Origin of the sequence: Streptococcus sp. k-402 (genome assembly GCF_013277515.1) — a bacterium.
Classification (GTDB): domain Bacteria; phylum Bacillota; class Bacilli; order Lactobacillales; family Streptococcaceae; genus Streptococcus.
The window spans coordinates 73,073-89,008 of sequence record NZ_VMNB01000010.1; the positions used below are offsets into that span (position 1 = coordinate 73,073).

At 42.3% G+C, this 15,936-nt stretch carries 14 protein-coding genes and 2 pseudogenes; 5 read left to right on the forward strand and 11 right to left on the reverse strand.

Translation table 11 applies throughout. The features are described 5' to 3' along the window. Positions 1–8 precede the first annotated feature (8 nt). The 3 genes from HT724_RS07635 to HT724_RS07645 form a co-directional block, all read right to left on the reverse strand. Entirely contained in the window at positions 9–806 is a 798-nt protein-coding gene (locus tag HT724_RS07635; protein WP_173276188.1) for a Nif3-like dinuclear metal center hexameric protein, read from the reverse strand. Beyond that, a complete protein-coding gene (locus HT724_RS07640) occupies positions 793–1,470 on the reverse strand; it encodes a tRNA (adenine(22)-N(1))-methyltransferase TrmK (protein ID WP_173276189.1) in 678 nt (225 codons plus the stop codon). Before HT724_RS07640 ends, HT724_RS07635 begins: the two co-directional genes overlap by 14 nt. 100 nt (positions 1,471–1,570) lie before the next feature. Continuing rightward, a complete protein-coding gene (locus HT724_RS07645; RefSeq protein ID WP_173276209.1) occupies positions 1,571–3,907 on the reverse strand; it encodes a cation-translocating P-type ATPase in 2,337 nt (778 codons plus the stop codon). A gap of 132 nt (positions 3,908–4,039) precedes the next feature. Between HT724_RS07645 and HT724_RS07650 the strand changes: the two genes are divergently transcribed. Beyond that, a complete protein-coding gene (locus HT724_RS07650) occupies positions 4,040–4,789 on the forward strand; it encodes a 1-acyl-sn-glycerol-3-phosphate acyltransferase (RefSeq protein ID WP_173276190.1) in 750 nt (249 codons plus the stop codon). Between the two features lie 43 nt (positions 4,790–4,832). Here the strand turns inward: HT724_RS07650 and HT724_RS07655 are convergent, their stop codons facing one another. The 6 genes from HT724_RS07655 to rpsO form a co-directional block, all read right to left on the reverse strand. Next, entirely contained in the window at positions 4,833–5,525 is a 693-nt protein-coding gene (locus HT724_RS07655) for an alpha/beta hydrolase-fold protein (protein ID WP_173276191.1), read from the reverse strand. Then, a complete protein-coding gene (locus HT724_RS07660; RefSeq protein WP_173276192.1) occupies positions 5,506–6,516 on the reverse strand; it encodes an ABC transporter substrate-binding protein in 1,011 nt (336 codons plus the stop codon). Before HT724_RS07660 ends, HT724_RS07655 begins: the two co-directional genes overlap by 20 nt. Positions 6,517–6,535: 19 nt before the next feature. After that, complete coding sequence (locus tag HT724_RS07665) at positions 6,536–7,291, reverse strand: ABC transporter ATP-binding protein (protein WP_173276193.1); 756 nt, start codon at positions 7,289–7,291, stop codon at positions 6,536–6,538. Between the two features lies 1 nt (position 7,292). Further along, positions 7,293–8,339 carry an iron ABC transporter permease gene (locus HT724_RS07670; RefSeq protein WP_173276194.1) on the reverse strand — a complete coding sequence of 349 codons (1,047 nt, stop codon included), beginning with the start codon at positions 8,337–8,339 and terminating at the stop codon, positions 7,293–7,295. Between the two features lie 232 nt (positions 8,340–8,571). Further along, complete coding sequence (locus HT724_RS07675; RefSeq protein ID WP_049487351.1) at positions 8,572–9,183, reverse strand: CadD family cadmium resistance transporter; 612 nt, start codon at positions 9,181–9,183, stop codon at positions 8,572–8,574. A 677-nt stretch (positions 9,184–9,860) separates the two neighbouring features. Then, positions 9,861–10,130 (reverse strand): 30S ribosomal protein S15, encoded by a 270-nt coding sequence (gene rpsO, locus HT724_RS07680; RefSeq protein WP_001018251.1) that lies wholly within the window; start codon positions 10,128–10,130, stop codon positions 9,861–9,863. 205 nt (positions 10,131–10,335) lie between these two features. Here rpsO and HT724_RS10300 point away from each other — a divergent pair. The 3 genes and pseudogenes from HT724_RS10300 to thrS all read left to right on the forward strand — a co-directional run bounded on the left by HT724_RS10300 (position 10,336) and on the right by thrS (position 12,977). Next, positions 10,336–10,711 (forward strand): annotated as a pseudogene (locus HT724_RS10300) (hypothetical protein). 73 nt (positions 10,712–10,784) lie between these two features. Beyond that, positions 10,785–10,993: pseudogene (locus HT724_RS07685) on the forward strand (hypothetical protein). A gap of 40 nt (positions 10,994–11,033) precedes the next feature. Beyond that, complete coding sequence (thrS, locus tag HT724_RS07690) at positions 11,034–12,977, forward strand: threonine--tRNA ligase (RefSeq protein WP_173276195.1); 1,944 nt, start codon at positions 11,034–11,036, stop codon at positions 12,975–12,977. A 46-nt stretch (positions 12,978–13,023) separates the two neighbouring features. Here thrS and HT724_RS07695 read toward each other — a convergent pair whose 3' ends face one another. After that, the gene (locus HT724_RS07695; RefSeq protein WP_173276196.1) at positions 13,024–13,998 is read right to left on the reverse strand and encodes a sensor histidine kinase; all 975 of its coding nucleotides are present in this window, start codon (positions 13,996–13,998) and stop codon (positions 13,024–13,026) included. Beyond that, positions 13,991–14,668, reverse strand: a complete 678-nt coding sequence (locus HT724_RS07700; RefSeq protein WP_173276197.1) for a response regulator transcription factor — start codon at positions 14,666–14,668, stop codon at positions 13,991–13,993. Before HT724_RS07700 ends, HT724_RS07695 begins: the two co-directional genes overlap by 8 nt. A gap of 155 nt (positions 14,669–14,823) precedes the next feature. On the opposite strand from HT724_RS07700, the gene HT724_RS07705 reads away from it, so the two are divergent. Then, positions 14,824–15,897: a DUF2974 domain-containing protein gene (locus HT724_RS07705; protein ID WP_173276198.1), complete on the forward strand. Its 1,074-nt coding sequence runs from the start codon at positions 14,824–14,826 to the stop codon at positions 15,895–15,897. The last annotated feature ends 39 nt before the right edge of the window (positions 15,898–15,936 follow it).

Consider the following 15,936-nt stretch of genomic DNA (forward strand, 5'->3'; position numbering starts at 1 on the left):
CTTTCTAATTAGATATGGTGGAAAGGATTGGTTGAGGCTTGACTAGGTACAATATCGATTGTCCAGCATTTTTCCTCTTTCCATCGATTAAGAAGCTCTGCAATTTTTTCCACAAAAAGCACTTCGATATAGTGACCTGGGTCCAATGCTAGCAAGCCATCAGACAACATATCCTGGGCAGTGTGGTAGTAGATGTCACCAGTGATATAGACTTCTGCCCCTTTTTCTAAAGCATCCTTATAGAAAGACTGCCCGCTACCACCACAGATAGCCACTCTTGAAATAGGCTTCTGCAAGTCATTCTCTTGATAATGCATCAATCGAAGACTATCTAAACCAAAGACTTGCTTGACATGCTGGGCCAATTCCCCAAATGTCTGAGGCTGAACATTCCCAATACGACCAATTCCACGTTCTGGACCTGTCTCCTGTAGATAAGTCGTCTCCTCGATTCCTAGCATCTGACAGAACCAATCATTGAGTCCATTTTCAACGATGTCAATATTGGTATGGCTGACATACACTGCGATGTCATGCTTGATCAGATCGATATAAATCTGATTTTGCGGACGACTAGCTACCAAGTCCTTGATAGGACGGAAAATCGGCGCGTGCTTGACAATAATCAAGTCCACACCCTTTTCAATGGCTTCAGCCACCGTTTCTTCACGAATATCCAGAGTCACCATGACCCTTTGGATATCCTTGTCCAAAGTGCCAATTTGCAGGCCACGACTGTCTCCCACCATGGAAAATTCCTGAGGGCAAAAGGCTTCATATGCGTTAATTACTTCACTTGCTAGCATGGAGCACCTCCTTGATGGCTTGAATCTTATCTACTAGAACTTGACGTTCTTCCAGATTTTTCTCTGGGATTTGTCCGAGGGCGAACTCTAGCTTAGCAGCTTCTTTTTGCCATTTTTGGACAAATACTGGACTGACTTCTTTGGACAAGAACGGTCCAAAGCGAACATCACTGGCTGATAGCTTCATTTGTCCTGCTTCCACCACCAAAATCTCGTAAAACTTGCCAGCTTCTTCTAAGATGCTTTCTGCCACAATCTGAAACCCATTCTCTTGTAGCCAGATACGCAAGTCGTCTTCACGATTATTGGGCTGGAGGATCAATCGTTCTACATTAGCTAACTTGTCCAAGCCTTCTTCTAAAATCCTAGCAATCAAACGACCGCCCATACCTGCAATGGTGATGACCGACACTTGGTCAGGCTCTTCAAAAGCTGCCAAGCCATTGGCTAAACGAACCTGGATTTTCTCCTTTAGGCCGTGAGCCTCAACATTTTTGACCGCAGACTGATAGGGGCCTTCCACCACCTCACCCGCAATCGCACTTTTGATTTGCCCTCTTTCGACCAACTCGATAGGCAGATAAGCATGGTCACTTCCCACATCTAGTAAAATAGCCCCCTGTGGCACAAAGGAAGCCACTAATTCCAATCTCTTTGAAATCATCTTCTCTCACTTTCCAAACTCTATTACCTCTTATTATACCACATTTCAGCTGGCAATCTTGTACCTAAAAAGACCGCAATCCACAGATTGCAGTCTTTCTTTATTTTCTAGCTTGATAACGACTGGTTAGGATGAAAATCACGGTAAAGACCAACATCATGACACCATAAACAAATAATGTTTGTCCTGTTAAGGTTGAAATTTCAAGCAGTTTTTGAATTCTTGGGAAGAGAGCTGTAGCTAGGAAGCCACCTACTGACCAGACAATCAAGAGGACCCGCCAAAGGGTAAATGGCATGCAGGCTCTAAATACAGATAAGAAACCAATTGACCCCAAGAGATAATAGAGGAGGGTTGAGATTTCTAATTCAGACCAACCTTGGCTACTTCCAAATAGTTTCACAAACAGGACGCTGAAGACGACCATGAGAGCGCTTGGTAGGGCACGAAGCATGGATCTTCTGAGGAAGTTTGGCTCAACAGGTTTGATATTTCGCTCAAAAGTCAGAACGAATGGTGGGAAACCTTCCACAAACTGGTCAATCATGGTAATCTGGATTGGAATGAAGGGAAAAATCAAGATCCATTCAAACCGTCCCAGAAGAGCACTGGCAATACAGATGACTGCGAGCAAGAATGAATAGATGGTCTTTATCAAGAAAATCGGGGCGATATGGGCAATGTTATTGACCACTCGACGACCTTCAAAGAGAATCTCAGGAACATCATTAAAGTCAGAGTTCAAGAGAACCAAATTGGCAATTTGACGAGTCGCAGGATCTCCCTCCGCCATCACGATAGAACAATCCGCCTCACGAAGAGCCAGGATATCATTAACTCCATCCCCTGTCATAGCCGTTGTATGCCCTGCTTTTTTCAGCGTTTGGATGATGAGTTTCTTTTGATGAGGGGAAACACGACCGAAAATAGCTGTCTCTTCAGCCATAGCAATCAATTCCTCATCCGTGATTTTTGAGCAATCTATATAACTGTCATAGTCCGCAAAACCAGCCTTCTGAGCAATGCTAGATACCGTAACTGGATTGTCACCAGAGATAATCTTGAGCCCCACTTCCTGAGAACGGAGATAGTCCAGCGTCTCTGCTGCTCCCTCTCGAATCGGGTCCAAGATTTCCAGCAAGGCTAGAGCCTGAATATCAGATGGTTTTTGTGGTTTGTGATGGTCTAATTTCTCCTGACTGAGAGCTAAGACCAAGACACGTGAACCTCTCTCCAAGGCCTCCCTGGCTTCTGGTACCTCAGAATCCAGCAACATATCAGGCGCCCCTAAAAAAACTGTTCCTAAACATTCTAACTCCATGGCTCCCCACTTGCGGTCGCTTGAGAAAGGCAGATTAGAGATCATAGGATAGACTACCTGACCTTGGAAACGCTGGCGAATGGCTTGAGCTGTTGGATTTTTATCCTCACTATGGGCCATATAGCTGGCCAAGATGCTAGCAAGCGCTGACTCTCCATACTCTTCGGTCAGCGGAAGAACAGCCTCCACCTGCATCTTTCCTTGGGTGATGGTGCCCGTCTTGTCCAGACAGAGCATGTCCACGCGCGCCAAGGTCTCAACAGAGTACATCTCCTGCACCAAGACTTTTTTCAAGCCCAGCTTGATCACTGCAGTCAAGAGCGAAGTAATGGTCAAAAGGGCAATTCCCTTAGGCAACATTCCCAGAAGGGCTGTCGACGAATTTACAACGGAGGACTTGAGAGGCAAGCCTTTTAACATCAAGGCTTCTAGCAAGAGAGCCAGACCAAAAGGAATGATAATCTTCCCAGTAAAACCAGCTAACCTGTCCAGCGATTTCATGATACGAGAGTTGATTGGTTTAACGGTCTTGGCTTCCAGCATGAGTTTGGCAGCATAGTTGTCTGCACCGACATGGTGAACTTGAGCTAAAACTGATCCACTAGCTAGGAAACTTCCTGACAAAAGCAAGGTATCCACTTCCTTTTGCACCAAATCACTTTCCCCCGTCAACATGGCTTCATTGACTTCCGCAAAGCCTTCCAGAACCAAGGCATCACTAGGAATCTGTTCTCCAGCAGACAGACGAATGACATCTCCTAGCACCAATTCTTCTGGATCGAGGGCAACTTCCTGACCATCACGAATGGTTTTGACCTTTTCCTTGGCCATGAGATTGAGCTTGTCCACCATGTGTTTGGCTCGTAGCTCGGTCACAATCCCAGAAAAAGCGTTAAAGCAAATAACAGCAAAGAAGACCAAATTGCTCCAAGCCTGCACAAAGGCAAGGGCCAAAGCAATGGCAAAGTTCAAAGCGTTAAAAAGGGTAAAGACATTTCGTTTAACGATTTGCCAAGTGCTGGTACTGGCCGAAGCAGTAAAATCATTGACCAAGCCCTTAGCCTGTCTTTCCTCGACTTCTCTTTGGGTTAATCCCATAATCTTATTTTTATCCATAAATTCTATCATATCATTTTTTCTAAAAGAATTCTAATCTCATCCCAAATATGGACCTGGTCAAGGGAAAAGTTTGCCAGCCCTCCTTTGATAAGGTATAATAATAACAAGAAAATAATCGAAGGAGATCGCATGTTTTATACTTATTTACGTGGATTAGTTGTATTGCTCCTATGGTCCATCAATGGCAATGCCCACTATCATAATACTGATAAAATTCCTAATCAAGATGAAAATTATATTCTGGTTGCCCCTCACCGTACCTGGTGGGATCCTGTTTACATGGCCTTTGCGACCAAGCCAAAACAGTTTATCTTTATGGCAAAAAAAGAACTCTTTGCCAACCGCATCTTTGGTTGGTGGATTCGTATGTGTGGCGCCTTTCCTATCGACCGTGAAAATCCTAGCGCTTCTGCCATCAAATACCCTATCAATGTTCTTAAAAAAAGTGATCGCTCTCTCATCATGTTTCCAAGTGGAAGCCGTCACTCAAACGATGTCAAGGGGGGCGTAGCTCTGATTGCCAAAATGGCCAAAGTCCGTATCATGCCGGTTACCTACACAGGTCCCATGACTTTGAAGGGCTTGGTTAGCCGTGAGCGTGTCGATATGAACTTTGGAAATCCAATCGATATCTCAGATATCAAGAAAATGAATGATGAAGGCATTGAAACAGTCGCCAATCGCATCCAAGCAGAATTTCAACGTTTGGACGAAGAAACGAAACAATGGCACAATAATAAAAAACCAAATCCACTCTGGTGGTTTATCCGCATCCCTGCTCTCATCCTTGCCATTATCCTCGCTATCCTAACTATCATCTTTAGCTTTATCGCAAGCTTCATCTGGAATCCAGATAAAAAGAGAGAAAACCTTGGTTAAATAAATACAACAATCCCTTGGCAAAAGCCAAGGGATAACTCTTTTATTCGATTTTCCATTTTTGGGCCAACCAGCTGGAAAAAGCTAGGAATCGTTCAGCTACTTGTTCATGGTGTCCATAAGGATCAAAGACAAACTGGCCGTTCGGATAGCATTTTTGAAGACTGGTATGGATCTGCTCAGCATAGACTGGTGCTTGAACCAAGCGATTGCTATGATTGACTCCTTCTGTTTGACCGTTCTGTAAATACAGCAAACAGTCTAGATTTTTCACTGTCTCTGCCTTGCAGTAAGTCACAAAATCAGGATACCAAAAGGAACCACAGATGGAGAAGACACAGGAAACCTTGTCAAAGCTGAAAAGACTGTAGACTGCCGCCAAACCACCTAGTGAGTATCCTCCATAAGCAAGGCGAGTTTCGTCCAGGCGATAAAGCGACTGCAACTTGTCTAAAAGACCTCCAAATAAATGATCATGATAGACGTTGGCCTGACCTCCAAAATCTGGAGCTCCATCTCTCAGAGCAGATGACTTCCAGGGCGTGTAGCCATCTAGGCGATTTTTAGAGATCAAGCCCACTAAAATCACAGATTCGGAAAGGGACGATAGGAAGTCCAAGTTCCCATCATTCAATAATATAGCTGGATAGGTTTGATTGGGGGCGTAGTTAGAGGGAAGGCTGATTTTGACTTGAATTCCTTCCCAATCAAACTCATTATTTATTGATAAAGTCATTGATTTTCTCAAGGGAATCAATCACTGCTGGACCATAATCCATCAACTCATCGTAAGAGATGGTCATGATTTTTTGATTCTTAATAGCAGGAACGCTTTCCAAAACAGCATTTGCCTTCATCAACTCTACTGCTTTTTCATCCAATTTTTTATTGCGGTCGCTGGTTACATAGATAATCAATTCAGGATCCATTGACACGAGATTTTCCAAGGTCAAGCCTGATGTCCCCGTAGCAACGTTTGTATAACCAAGTTGGTTCAGCAAACTTTCTTGCAAAGCAGACTTATAGGCACCGAAGGTTTCATCATTATAAGCAACCATAATCAAAGCCTTTTTCTTTTCACCTTGGCTTGCTGGATTTGCTTTCTTAACAGCGTCAATTTTAGCTTGTAATTGGGCCGCGTATTCATTAGCCTTATCCTGAACATTAAAAATCATTCCAAGATTTTTGACATCTTCTACGATATTCCCCAAATCTTGCTGAATCGTTGAGAGAGAGGCTTTTTGCGTATAAACTGGGATTTTATTTTCATTCCAAGTGCTAACTGTCCCCAAGGATTTTTCAGAAAACATCATGTTTCGACCCATCACAGCGTCTGGCTCATAAGAAAGGACTGTCTCTTGTGAGACTGTTTTTTTATCCCCAATTTGAGGAATCGTCGCAATCGCGTCCTTGTATTTGTCCATCACAGCATTGTCTGGATTGAGCATGCCAGCAATTTTATCCTTCACCCCCAACTCCAACAAGATTTCAGTAGTTGAAAGGTTATTTGTGATAACTTTTTCAGGTGCCTTGTCAAAGACTTGTTCGACTTCATTCCCTTTCGCGTCATGGGTTTTGACCGTTAGTGGATAAGTCGTCTCTGTGCTCGTCTTTTGACTTGTTTCTGTACTAGACTGTGTGGTAGTTTTTTCTGTAGTAGTATTGCCACAAGCTACCATGGTTAAGGTAGCTACTGTCACGAGTAAAATACTGAGTGTTTTTTTCATCTTGTTTTCCTTTTCATTCTTATAAATAGTGAATCATAGCTTGCTGATCCTCGGTCCAAGTCACCTGACTTTGAACTCCGTATACAGTTTGCAATGACTCAGGGGTGATGGTCTCCTTTGGAGTCCCTTGGTAAATGATTTCTCCCTCTTTCATTAGATAGAGATAATCCGAATAGCGACAAGCAAGTTGAATATCATGCAGGACAGCTAGAACATTGACCTTGAGCTCCTTTACAATGGCCAACAAGTCTAGCTGATACTTGATATCCAGGTGATTGGTTGGTTCGTCTAGGAGCAAGATAGTCGGTTCTTGCGCCAAGGCGCGGGCTAGTAAGACTCGCTGTTTCTCTCCCCCTGACAGAGACGAATAGAGACGAGTTTTCTTCTCGAGCATATCCACCTTAACGAGGGCATCTTGAACGAGCGCATAATCCCTTTCCTTTTCCTTCTGTAAAAAAGAGAGGTGGGGAGTTCTTCCCAGCAAGACGATTTCCTCAACTGTACAATCAAACTGCAATTGATTAAACTGAGTGACAACTGCCATTTGCTTGGCTGTTTCTTTGAGTGACCATTGTTCCAGAGGCTTTCCATCTAGACTTATCAAGCCTTTATCCGCCTTTTCCTGACGATAGAGGAGTTTAAGCAGGCTGGTTTTTCCACTTCCATTTGGTCCTAATATCGTGTGAAATTGATTCCCTTCAACCTTAAGAGAGACTCCTTTGAGGATTTTTTTCTCTCCTAGTCCAAAATGGATATCCTGACAAATCAAGTCCATATCAGACCCTCACCTCCCTTCGCCTACCTCCAACAATGTAGATAAAGAAGGGAGCACCTACTAAGGCTGTGAAAATACCAATAGGAAGCTCTGCGTTTGGAATGATGATACGAGAGAGTACGTCTGCCCAGATGACAAAGAGGGCACCTAGCAATGTTGCAACAGGAAAAAGCCTCTTGTAATTCGTTCCTACTAACCCTCGAGCTAAATGTGGAGTAATCAGACCGACAAATCCAATAATCCCACAGGTTGCCACTAATACTGCTGTTAGCACAGCCACCATGGTCACATAAAGATACCAATAAAATCGTAAAGGAATTCCCAAAGTTAAAGCAGCCTCATCTCCCATCATCATCGCATTGAAAACACGATACTGAGTAGAGAAAAATAGAAAGGCTATTCCTACTACTATAGTTGGCAGGACCAAGTCTGCCCAGGAAGTCCCAGCGAGCGAGCCCATGGTCCAAAACTTAATGGTCATCACACTATCCGCATTAGCGCCAACTGAGATAATAAAGTTTGAAAAAGCCAGAAAGAGAGCATTGATCACCGTTCCTGATAAAATCAGACTAGAAGTCGTCATCCTTCCTTGCATAGAGGCAATGATGAGGACAGCAATTGTTGCCAAAATAGCGCCAAGAAAAGCTCCAAGGCTAATCATCACTTTTAAACCAAGAATGATGCTCAAGGTTGCCCCTAGAGTTGCACCCGCAGATATTCCTAAGACATAAGGCTCTGCGATAGGATTGTTCACTGTAGACTGCATCACGCTACCACACATAGAAAGGCCTGCTCCTACTATCAGACCTAACAATACTCGAGGGAATCTCATGTTCCATACAATGGCAAGAGTGGACTTGGAAACCTCTCCTATCTCAAGAGGAAATCCCAACCTGCTCAAAATAATCCGATAGGTATCTCCTAGATCAATCGCAACAGATCCCATTGAAACTGCTAGAAAGAGAGAAATCCCTAAAATACCTAGCAAAATAACTAAAAGTAACACAAATTGCTGGTCTTGTCGGCTTCCAGAAAATTTGGAAAGCATGAAAACCTCCTTTGATAGAATCTTAAAAATTTAGAAAATTCTCATAAAAAGTATACCATATTTTCAACAATGGAACAAGATGAGAAAAATAAATATAATTGGTCTTACAGTGCTAATAATCGTAACCGAAGATTATACTTGAAGATATCGAGGGAAGGTGACAACAAAAAAGCCCTCTGAAGTCAGAGAGCCAATTTGAGCTCGGGATAAAATCCTAGTGAAACAAAAAAATCTACACGGTCAGAAAAGTCTCTATCGTGCCATTTTCATACATGATGTATAGTCCAAGTAGAATGAATACTAAGGGCACAATGATTCGCTCGTATTTTTCAATTGTCTCGAATATTAAGGGAATAGAGGATAACACCCGACTAATCTCGCATAAGATAATTATGCCGATTACAAACACAAGCAAGGCCACGAGGGTCTGTGACCAATCTAATGAAGCAAAATAAGGTATATAGATACCTAAATTATCTCCGCCAGACGCAATTGTTAGCAATGTAACTGTCCAAAACAGTTGATTTGCCTTGCTTTGTTCTAATCTTTCAATAATTTCTTCCTCTTCTTCCTCACCTTCTCCAACAATTGCAAAGCGAATCCCTAAATAGATAGGGATTAAACCAAGTAATCCAACCATCCATTCTTCAGGCACGAAATTAACGACATAAGCAGCAACTAAACTCGCCCCTACAAGTAAGCCTGTGCCTAGATATTGCCCCGCATAAATATGCCATTTTTGTTTATTCTGTGATAGCTGTGCAAATAAAATAAATAAAATAATTAAATAATCGATACTGGTGGAAATATAAACACCAATAGCAGATATGATTGTCTGTCCCATAAAAAAACCTCCTGTATTAGTCAGTAATAAATCAGCAGATTTTAGGAGAGCACAGACACATTAATTTAGCTATCGCTAGTGGGTAATTTCGAACATAGGAAAGCATTTTACTCCTCCTCAAAACGTAGTTACAAAGTAATTTCTAACTGGAATTCGGTGACTACTTCCATGTAAAGTATAACATATTATACTTTACTTCGTAAAGTGTGGGCTCTCCGAGGGGGCTTGCAGACAGTTACTCGGCTTTTCAAGCCGAGTAGCTACGCACCTTTATGGTGTAATTAGCTGATACCATTTGATGTTTTTGTAGTCTCCAAAATTGTGACCGATAAAACCTCAATAAAAAAGCCCTCTGAAGTCAGAGAGCTGATTTGAGCCCAGGCTAAAATCCTAGTGAAAAAGATGAAACTCCTTGTGTTCATCGAACACTGTGTCCTTTCCCTATTTTCATACGGATTTTTGACGCCCTTAGCATCATAATTCTTGCTGGATAAAACGTTTATAGACTAGGCGATAAACCGAAGATTGTACAAAAATTTTAGTGAACAAAAAAATCTCCCCGAAGGGAGATCATTCTGGTTTATTTTACCTTACAGTGCTAGGAACCGTAACCGAAGATAATACTTGAGTATATCGAGGTGCGGTGACAACGCAATGTAAGTGGAAAATAAAGCAGATTAACGACGAAGTCCTAGAGAGTTGATTAACTCACGGTAACGGTTAACGTCGTTTTTACGCAAGTATGCAAGCAAGTTACGACGGCGACCGATTTTTTTCATCAATCCACGGTAAGTAGCGTGGTCTTTTTTGTGTTGTTTGATGTGTTCGTTAAGGTGGTTGATTTCCCAAGTAAGGACAGCAACTTGAACCTCTACTGAACCTGTATCACCTTCGTGACGTGCATATTGTGCGATGATTTCATTTTTTTTCTCTTTTGAGATTGCCATGATGTTTCTCCTTTTTATTTGGCTTCATCCGAGTGACAGGTTGGCATGCCTGTAACCAAGAAGAAGTTATTTGTCTTTACGACATTCACTATTCTACCAATAACTAACTTCTTTGTCAACAGATTTACTTTCTTGTTTTAAATATGCTATAATAATCATAGCAAGAGATTTAAGTTGTCTGTTTTTTTAAAACGAGGTGATTATCATGCGTAAATTCTATTTCCATCTCACCTACTATCTGGTCATATTCTTCTTTTTATTGGCCACTTTATGAGTTGTTCTTACTAGTTGTTTCTGACCCCCTTACACTCAAGGGACTCTATATAAACAATCTTCTCTTCTTTACACCTCTGGTAATCTTGATTGTATCGTTACTCTATAGCTACCGTTTCCGTTTCTCACTTTGATGGTTAGTTGGTAACGTACTGCTCTTTTACTTTACTATCATAACCTTTGGTGAGTTTATACTAATTTACTTGCTAATCTATGAAACAGTTGCTCTGGTGGGCATGGATTCTGGTATTAGCATCAAGCATATTCTACAAAATATGAAAAACAAAAAACTTTCACAAAATCCTTGAAAAATCTCACAATCATGCTATAATAATCCGTAGAGACAAGTCACTTAGTCCCTTTCTACTAGAGAGTGCGTGGTTGCTGAGAACGCATAGAAAGACTATACTGATACTACTCTACTGACTTTTATGCAAACATAAAACGGTGGCCACGTTAGAGCCAATCAGAGGTGTCCCTCTCTTTTGAGGTACATAAATGAAGGTGGAACCACGTTGCGACGTCCTTTTGAGGATGTCGCTTTTTGTTTTTCTAGCTTTCACAATCCTCTGTCCCTGTTTTCAGAATAGGGTTAACACATTCGTCAATAATATAAGTAAGGAGAACATCATGATTAACATTACTTTCCTAGATGGCGCTGTTCGTGAATTCGAATCTGGCGTTACAACTTTTGAAATTGCCCAATCTATCAGCAATTCCCTAGCTAAAAAAGCCTTGGCTGGTAAATTCAACGGCAAACTCATCGACACTACTCGCGCTATCACTGAAGATGGAAGCATCGAAATTGTGACACCTGATCACGAAGATGCCCTTCCAATCTTGCGTCACTCAGCAGCTCACTTGTTCGCCCAAGCAGCTCGTCGTCTTTTCCCAGACATTCACTTGGGAGTTGGTCCAGCCATCGAAGATGGTTTCTACTACGATACTGACAACACAGCTGGTCAAATCTCTAACGAAGACCTTCCTCGTATCGAAGAAGAAATGCAAAAAATCGTCAAAGAAAACTTCCCATCTATTCGTGAAGAAGTGACTAAAGACGAGGCACGTGAAATCTTCAAAAATGACCCTTACAAGTTGGAATTGATTGAAGAACACTCAGAAGACGAAGGCGGTTTGACTATCTATCGTCAGGGTGAATATGTAGACCTCTGCCGTGGACCTCACGTTCCATCAACAGGTCGTATCCAAATCTTCCACCTTCTCCATGTAGCTGGTGCGTACTGGCGTGGAAATAGCGACAACGCTATGATGCAACGTATCTACGGTACAGCTTGGTTTGACAAGAAAGACTTGAAAAACTACCTCCAAATGCGTGAAGAAGCTAAGGAACGTGACCACCGTAAACTTGGTAAAGAGCTTGACCTCTTCATGATTTCTCAAGAGGTTGGTCAAGGACTTCCATTCTGGTTGCCAAATGGTGCGACTATCCGTCGTGAGTTGGAACGCTACATAGTAGACAAGGAGTTGGCTTCTGGCTACCAACATGTTTACACTCCACCACTTGCTTCTGTTGAACTTTACAAGACTTCTGGTCACTGGGATCATTACCAAGAAGACATGTTCCCAACTATGGACATGGGTGACGGGGAAGAATTTGTCCTTCGTCCAATGAACTGTCCGCACCACATTCAAGTCTTCAAACACCATGTTCACTCTTACCGTGAGTTGCCAATCCGTATCGCTGAAATCGGTATGATGCACCGTTATGAAAAATCTGGTGCCCTCACTGGTCTTCAACGTGTACGTGAAATGTCACTCAACGACGGTCACCTCTTCGTTACTCCAGAACAAATCCAAGAAGAATTCCAGCGTGCTCTTCAGTTGATTATCGATGTTTATGAAGACTTCAACTTGACTGAATACCGCTTCCGCCTCTCTCTTCGTGACCCTCAAGATACTCACAAGTACTTTGATAACGATGAGATGTGGGAAAATGCACAAACTATGCTTCGTGCAGCCCTTGATGAAATGGGTGTGGACTACTTTGAAGCCGAAGGCGAAGCAGCCTTCTACGGACCAAAATTGGATATCCAGGTTAAAACTGCTCTTGGAAAAGAAGAAACTCTTTCTACTATCCAACTTGACTTCTTACTTCCAGAACGCTTCGACCTTAAATACATCGGAGCTGATGGCGAAGAACACCGTCCAGTTATGATTCACCGTGGGGTTATCTCAACTATGGAACGCTTCACAGCTATCTTGATTGAGAACTACAAGGGTGCCTTCCCAACATGGCTGGCACCACACCAAGTAACCCTCATCCCAGTATCTAACGAAAAACACGTGGACTACGCTTGGGAAGTGGCGAAGAAACTCCGTGACCGCGGTGTCCGTGCAGACGTAGATGAGCGCAATGAAAAAATGCAGTTCAAGATCCGTGCTTCACAAACCAGCAAGATTCCTTACCAATTGATTGTTGGAGACAAGGAAATGGAAGACGGAACTGTTAACGTTCGTCGCTATGGCCAAAAAGAAACACAAACTGTCTCAGTTGATGATTTTGTTGGAGCTATCCTAGCTGATATAGCCAACAAATCACGCGTTGAGAAATAAGAACCTAGCATAAAAGCCTCCAGTCCGGAGGCTTTTTCGTCTATTCTCACTCAAGGACTAAGTTCACTTGAGCAAACTGAATCCGCGCTATCGTTCCTTTTCCAACCTCAGACTCGATACGAATCTGGTGACCTAGTTCTTCAGAAATTTTCTTAGATAGGTAAAGTCCAAGTCCAGATGACTGCTGGGTTAGGCGGCCATTATATCCTGAAAAGCCACGTTCAAAGACTCGGAGGACATCACTGTTTTTTATCCCGATTCCCGTATCCTTGATACAAAGCTCTTGCCCGTCCATATAAATCTCCAGACCACCTTCCTTGGTGTACTTGAGACTGTTTGAGATGATTTGCTCAATAACCACTAGTAGCCACTTTTTATCCGTCACGATTTCTTTATCAAGGTCATGTAGATTGACATTTAGGCCTTTTTGAATAAAGAAAAGAGCATATTTACGAATTATTTCCTTGACCAAGTCCTCGATTTGAACCTGCTTTAAGACCAAATCATCATGGAAACTTTCTAAACGCAGGTACTGTAAAACTAGATTGGTATAGGAATCAATCTTGAAAATTTCCTGTTCTAATTGCTGCTTCAGTTGGCGGTCGGCTACTTCTGCAACTAAGAGTTGACTGGCTGCAATGGGGGTCTTTATCTGATGGACCCACAAGGTATAGTAATCCAGCAAATCCGTCAGTTTTCTTTCTGCGTCTGACCTCTGCTGATAAAGTTCCATCTCACGCGCTTCTAATTTTTCTGCTAAAACTCTTTCCAAAGGAGACTTGGCTTCTCTCTCCCCATAGAGAATTTCCTGACGATAGACCTGCATTTCCACCAATATGTCCCAAGTGAAAAATAAGATGGTTACAAAGCAACACAGCAGGAAAAAGTAGAGAAAGTAAGTTCCTAAACTGGCAAATAAAAACTGAAAGAGCAAAACCAGAAACGTCAAAGAAAGCAGATAGACAAACTGACGACTACGGGAGCGCAGATAGGCTAGAAAAAATTGTTTCCAATCAAGCATGCTTCAATCCGTACCCTATTCCTTTCTTGGTTTCGATAAATCCTACCAAGCCCTGCTCTTCCAATTTTTTACGCAAACGAGCCACATTAACAGATAGGGTATTGTCATCAATGAAAAAGTCACTATTCCAAAGTTCCCGCATCAGGTCGTCACGCGCTACAATATTACCCGCATGCTCAAACAAAACGCGTAAAATCTGGAATTCGTTCTTGGTCAAATTCAAGACTTGGCCTTGATAATGTAAATCCATGGATTTGGTATTGAGGATCACACCGGCGTATTCCAGTAAACTCTCATCACGCCCAAACTCATAGGAACGGCGCAACAAGCCCTGAACCTTGGCTAAAAGAACCTGCTGGTCAAAAGGCTTGGTCACAAAGTCATCCGCCCCCATATTGATTGCCATGACAATATCCATAGCCTGGTCTCTCGAAGACAGAAACATGATGGGTACCTTGGAAATCTTGCGAATCTCCTGACACCAGTGATAGCCGTTAAACAAGGGCAGTCCAATATCCATGAGAACCAAATGAGGCTCCGACTGGACAAAAAGGCTCAAAACTTCCATAAAATCTTCTACCAGAACCACTTCAAATCCCCATTCAGAGAGCATTTTCCCGACTTGTTGACTAATAACCTGATCATCTTCTACTAATAAAATCTTGTGCATGCGCTCCTCCTTTTCTATTATTATAACAGATTTTTCCATGCTGGAAGGTCTGAAACTGAATTTGAAATAGCTTGTTTTTATCCAACATAGTGAGGCAATCCTACTAGATAATTTGAGGGAAATTTGATAAGATAAATAAAAAGAAAGGAGCTATCATGGTTAATATTTTTGACTATCTGAAAGATGTCGCACACGATTCCTTTTACGACCTTCCATTGAACGAATTAGACATTCTAGCCTTAACAGAAACAACCTACCTCTCCTTTGATAATCTGGTCTCCACAGCTCCTCAGCGACTTTTAGACCTGGTACCTCAGGTTCCAAGGGAGCCTAACATGTTGACCAGCAAAAATCGCCTCCAGCTATTAGATGAACTAGCTCAACACAAACGCTTCAAAAATTGCAAACTCTCCCATTTTATCAACGACATCGACCCTGAGCTTCAAAAACAGTTTGCGGCTATGACCTACCGCCTCACTCTCGATACCTATCTGATTGTCTTTCGTGGGACAGATGACAGTATCATTGGCTGGAAGGAAGATTTCCACCTGACCTATATGAAGGAAATTCCTGCTCAAAAGCACGCTCTTCGCTATTTAAAGAACTTTTTTGCCCAACATCCTAAGCAAAAGGTCATTCTGACTGGGCATTCCAAGGGAGGAAATTTAGCTATCTATGCTGCTAGTCAAATTGAGAAAAACTTGCAAGATCAAATCACAGCAGTTTATACCTTTGATGCGCCTGGTCTCCACAAAGAACTGACACAAACTGAGGGATATCAAAGGATAATGGATAGAACCAAGGTCTTTATCCCACAAGGTTCCATCATCGGTATGATGATGGAAATCCCTGCTCACCAAATCATCGTTCAAAGTACTGCCCTGGGTGGTATTGCCCAGCACGATACCTTTAGTTGGCAGATTGAGGACAAGCACTTCATCCAACTGGATAAGACCAACAGCGATAGTCAACAAGTAGACATAACCTTCAAGGAGTGGGTAGCCACAGTCCCTGACGAGGAACTTCAACTTTACTTCGACCTTTTCTTTGGCACCATTCTTGATTCTGGTATTACTTCTATCAATGACTTGGCTTCCTTAAAGGCTATCGAACACATTCGTCATCTCTTCGTCCAAGCTCAATCCCTCACTCCAGAAGAAAGAGAAACCTTGGGACGCCTTACTCAATTATTGATTGATACCCGTTACCAGGCTTGGAAAAATAGATAAAAAAACTTATGAAAAGGTAATACTCTTCGAAAATCTCTT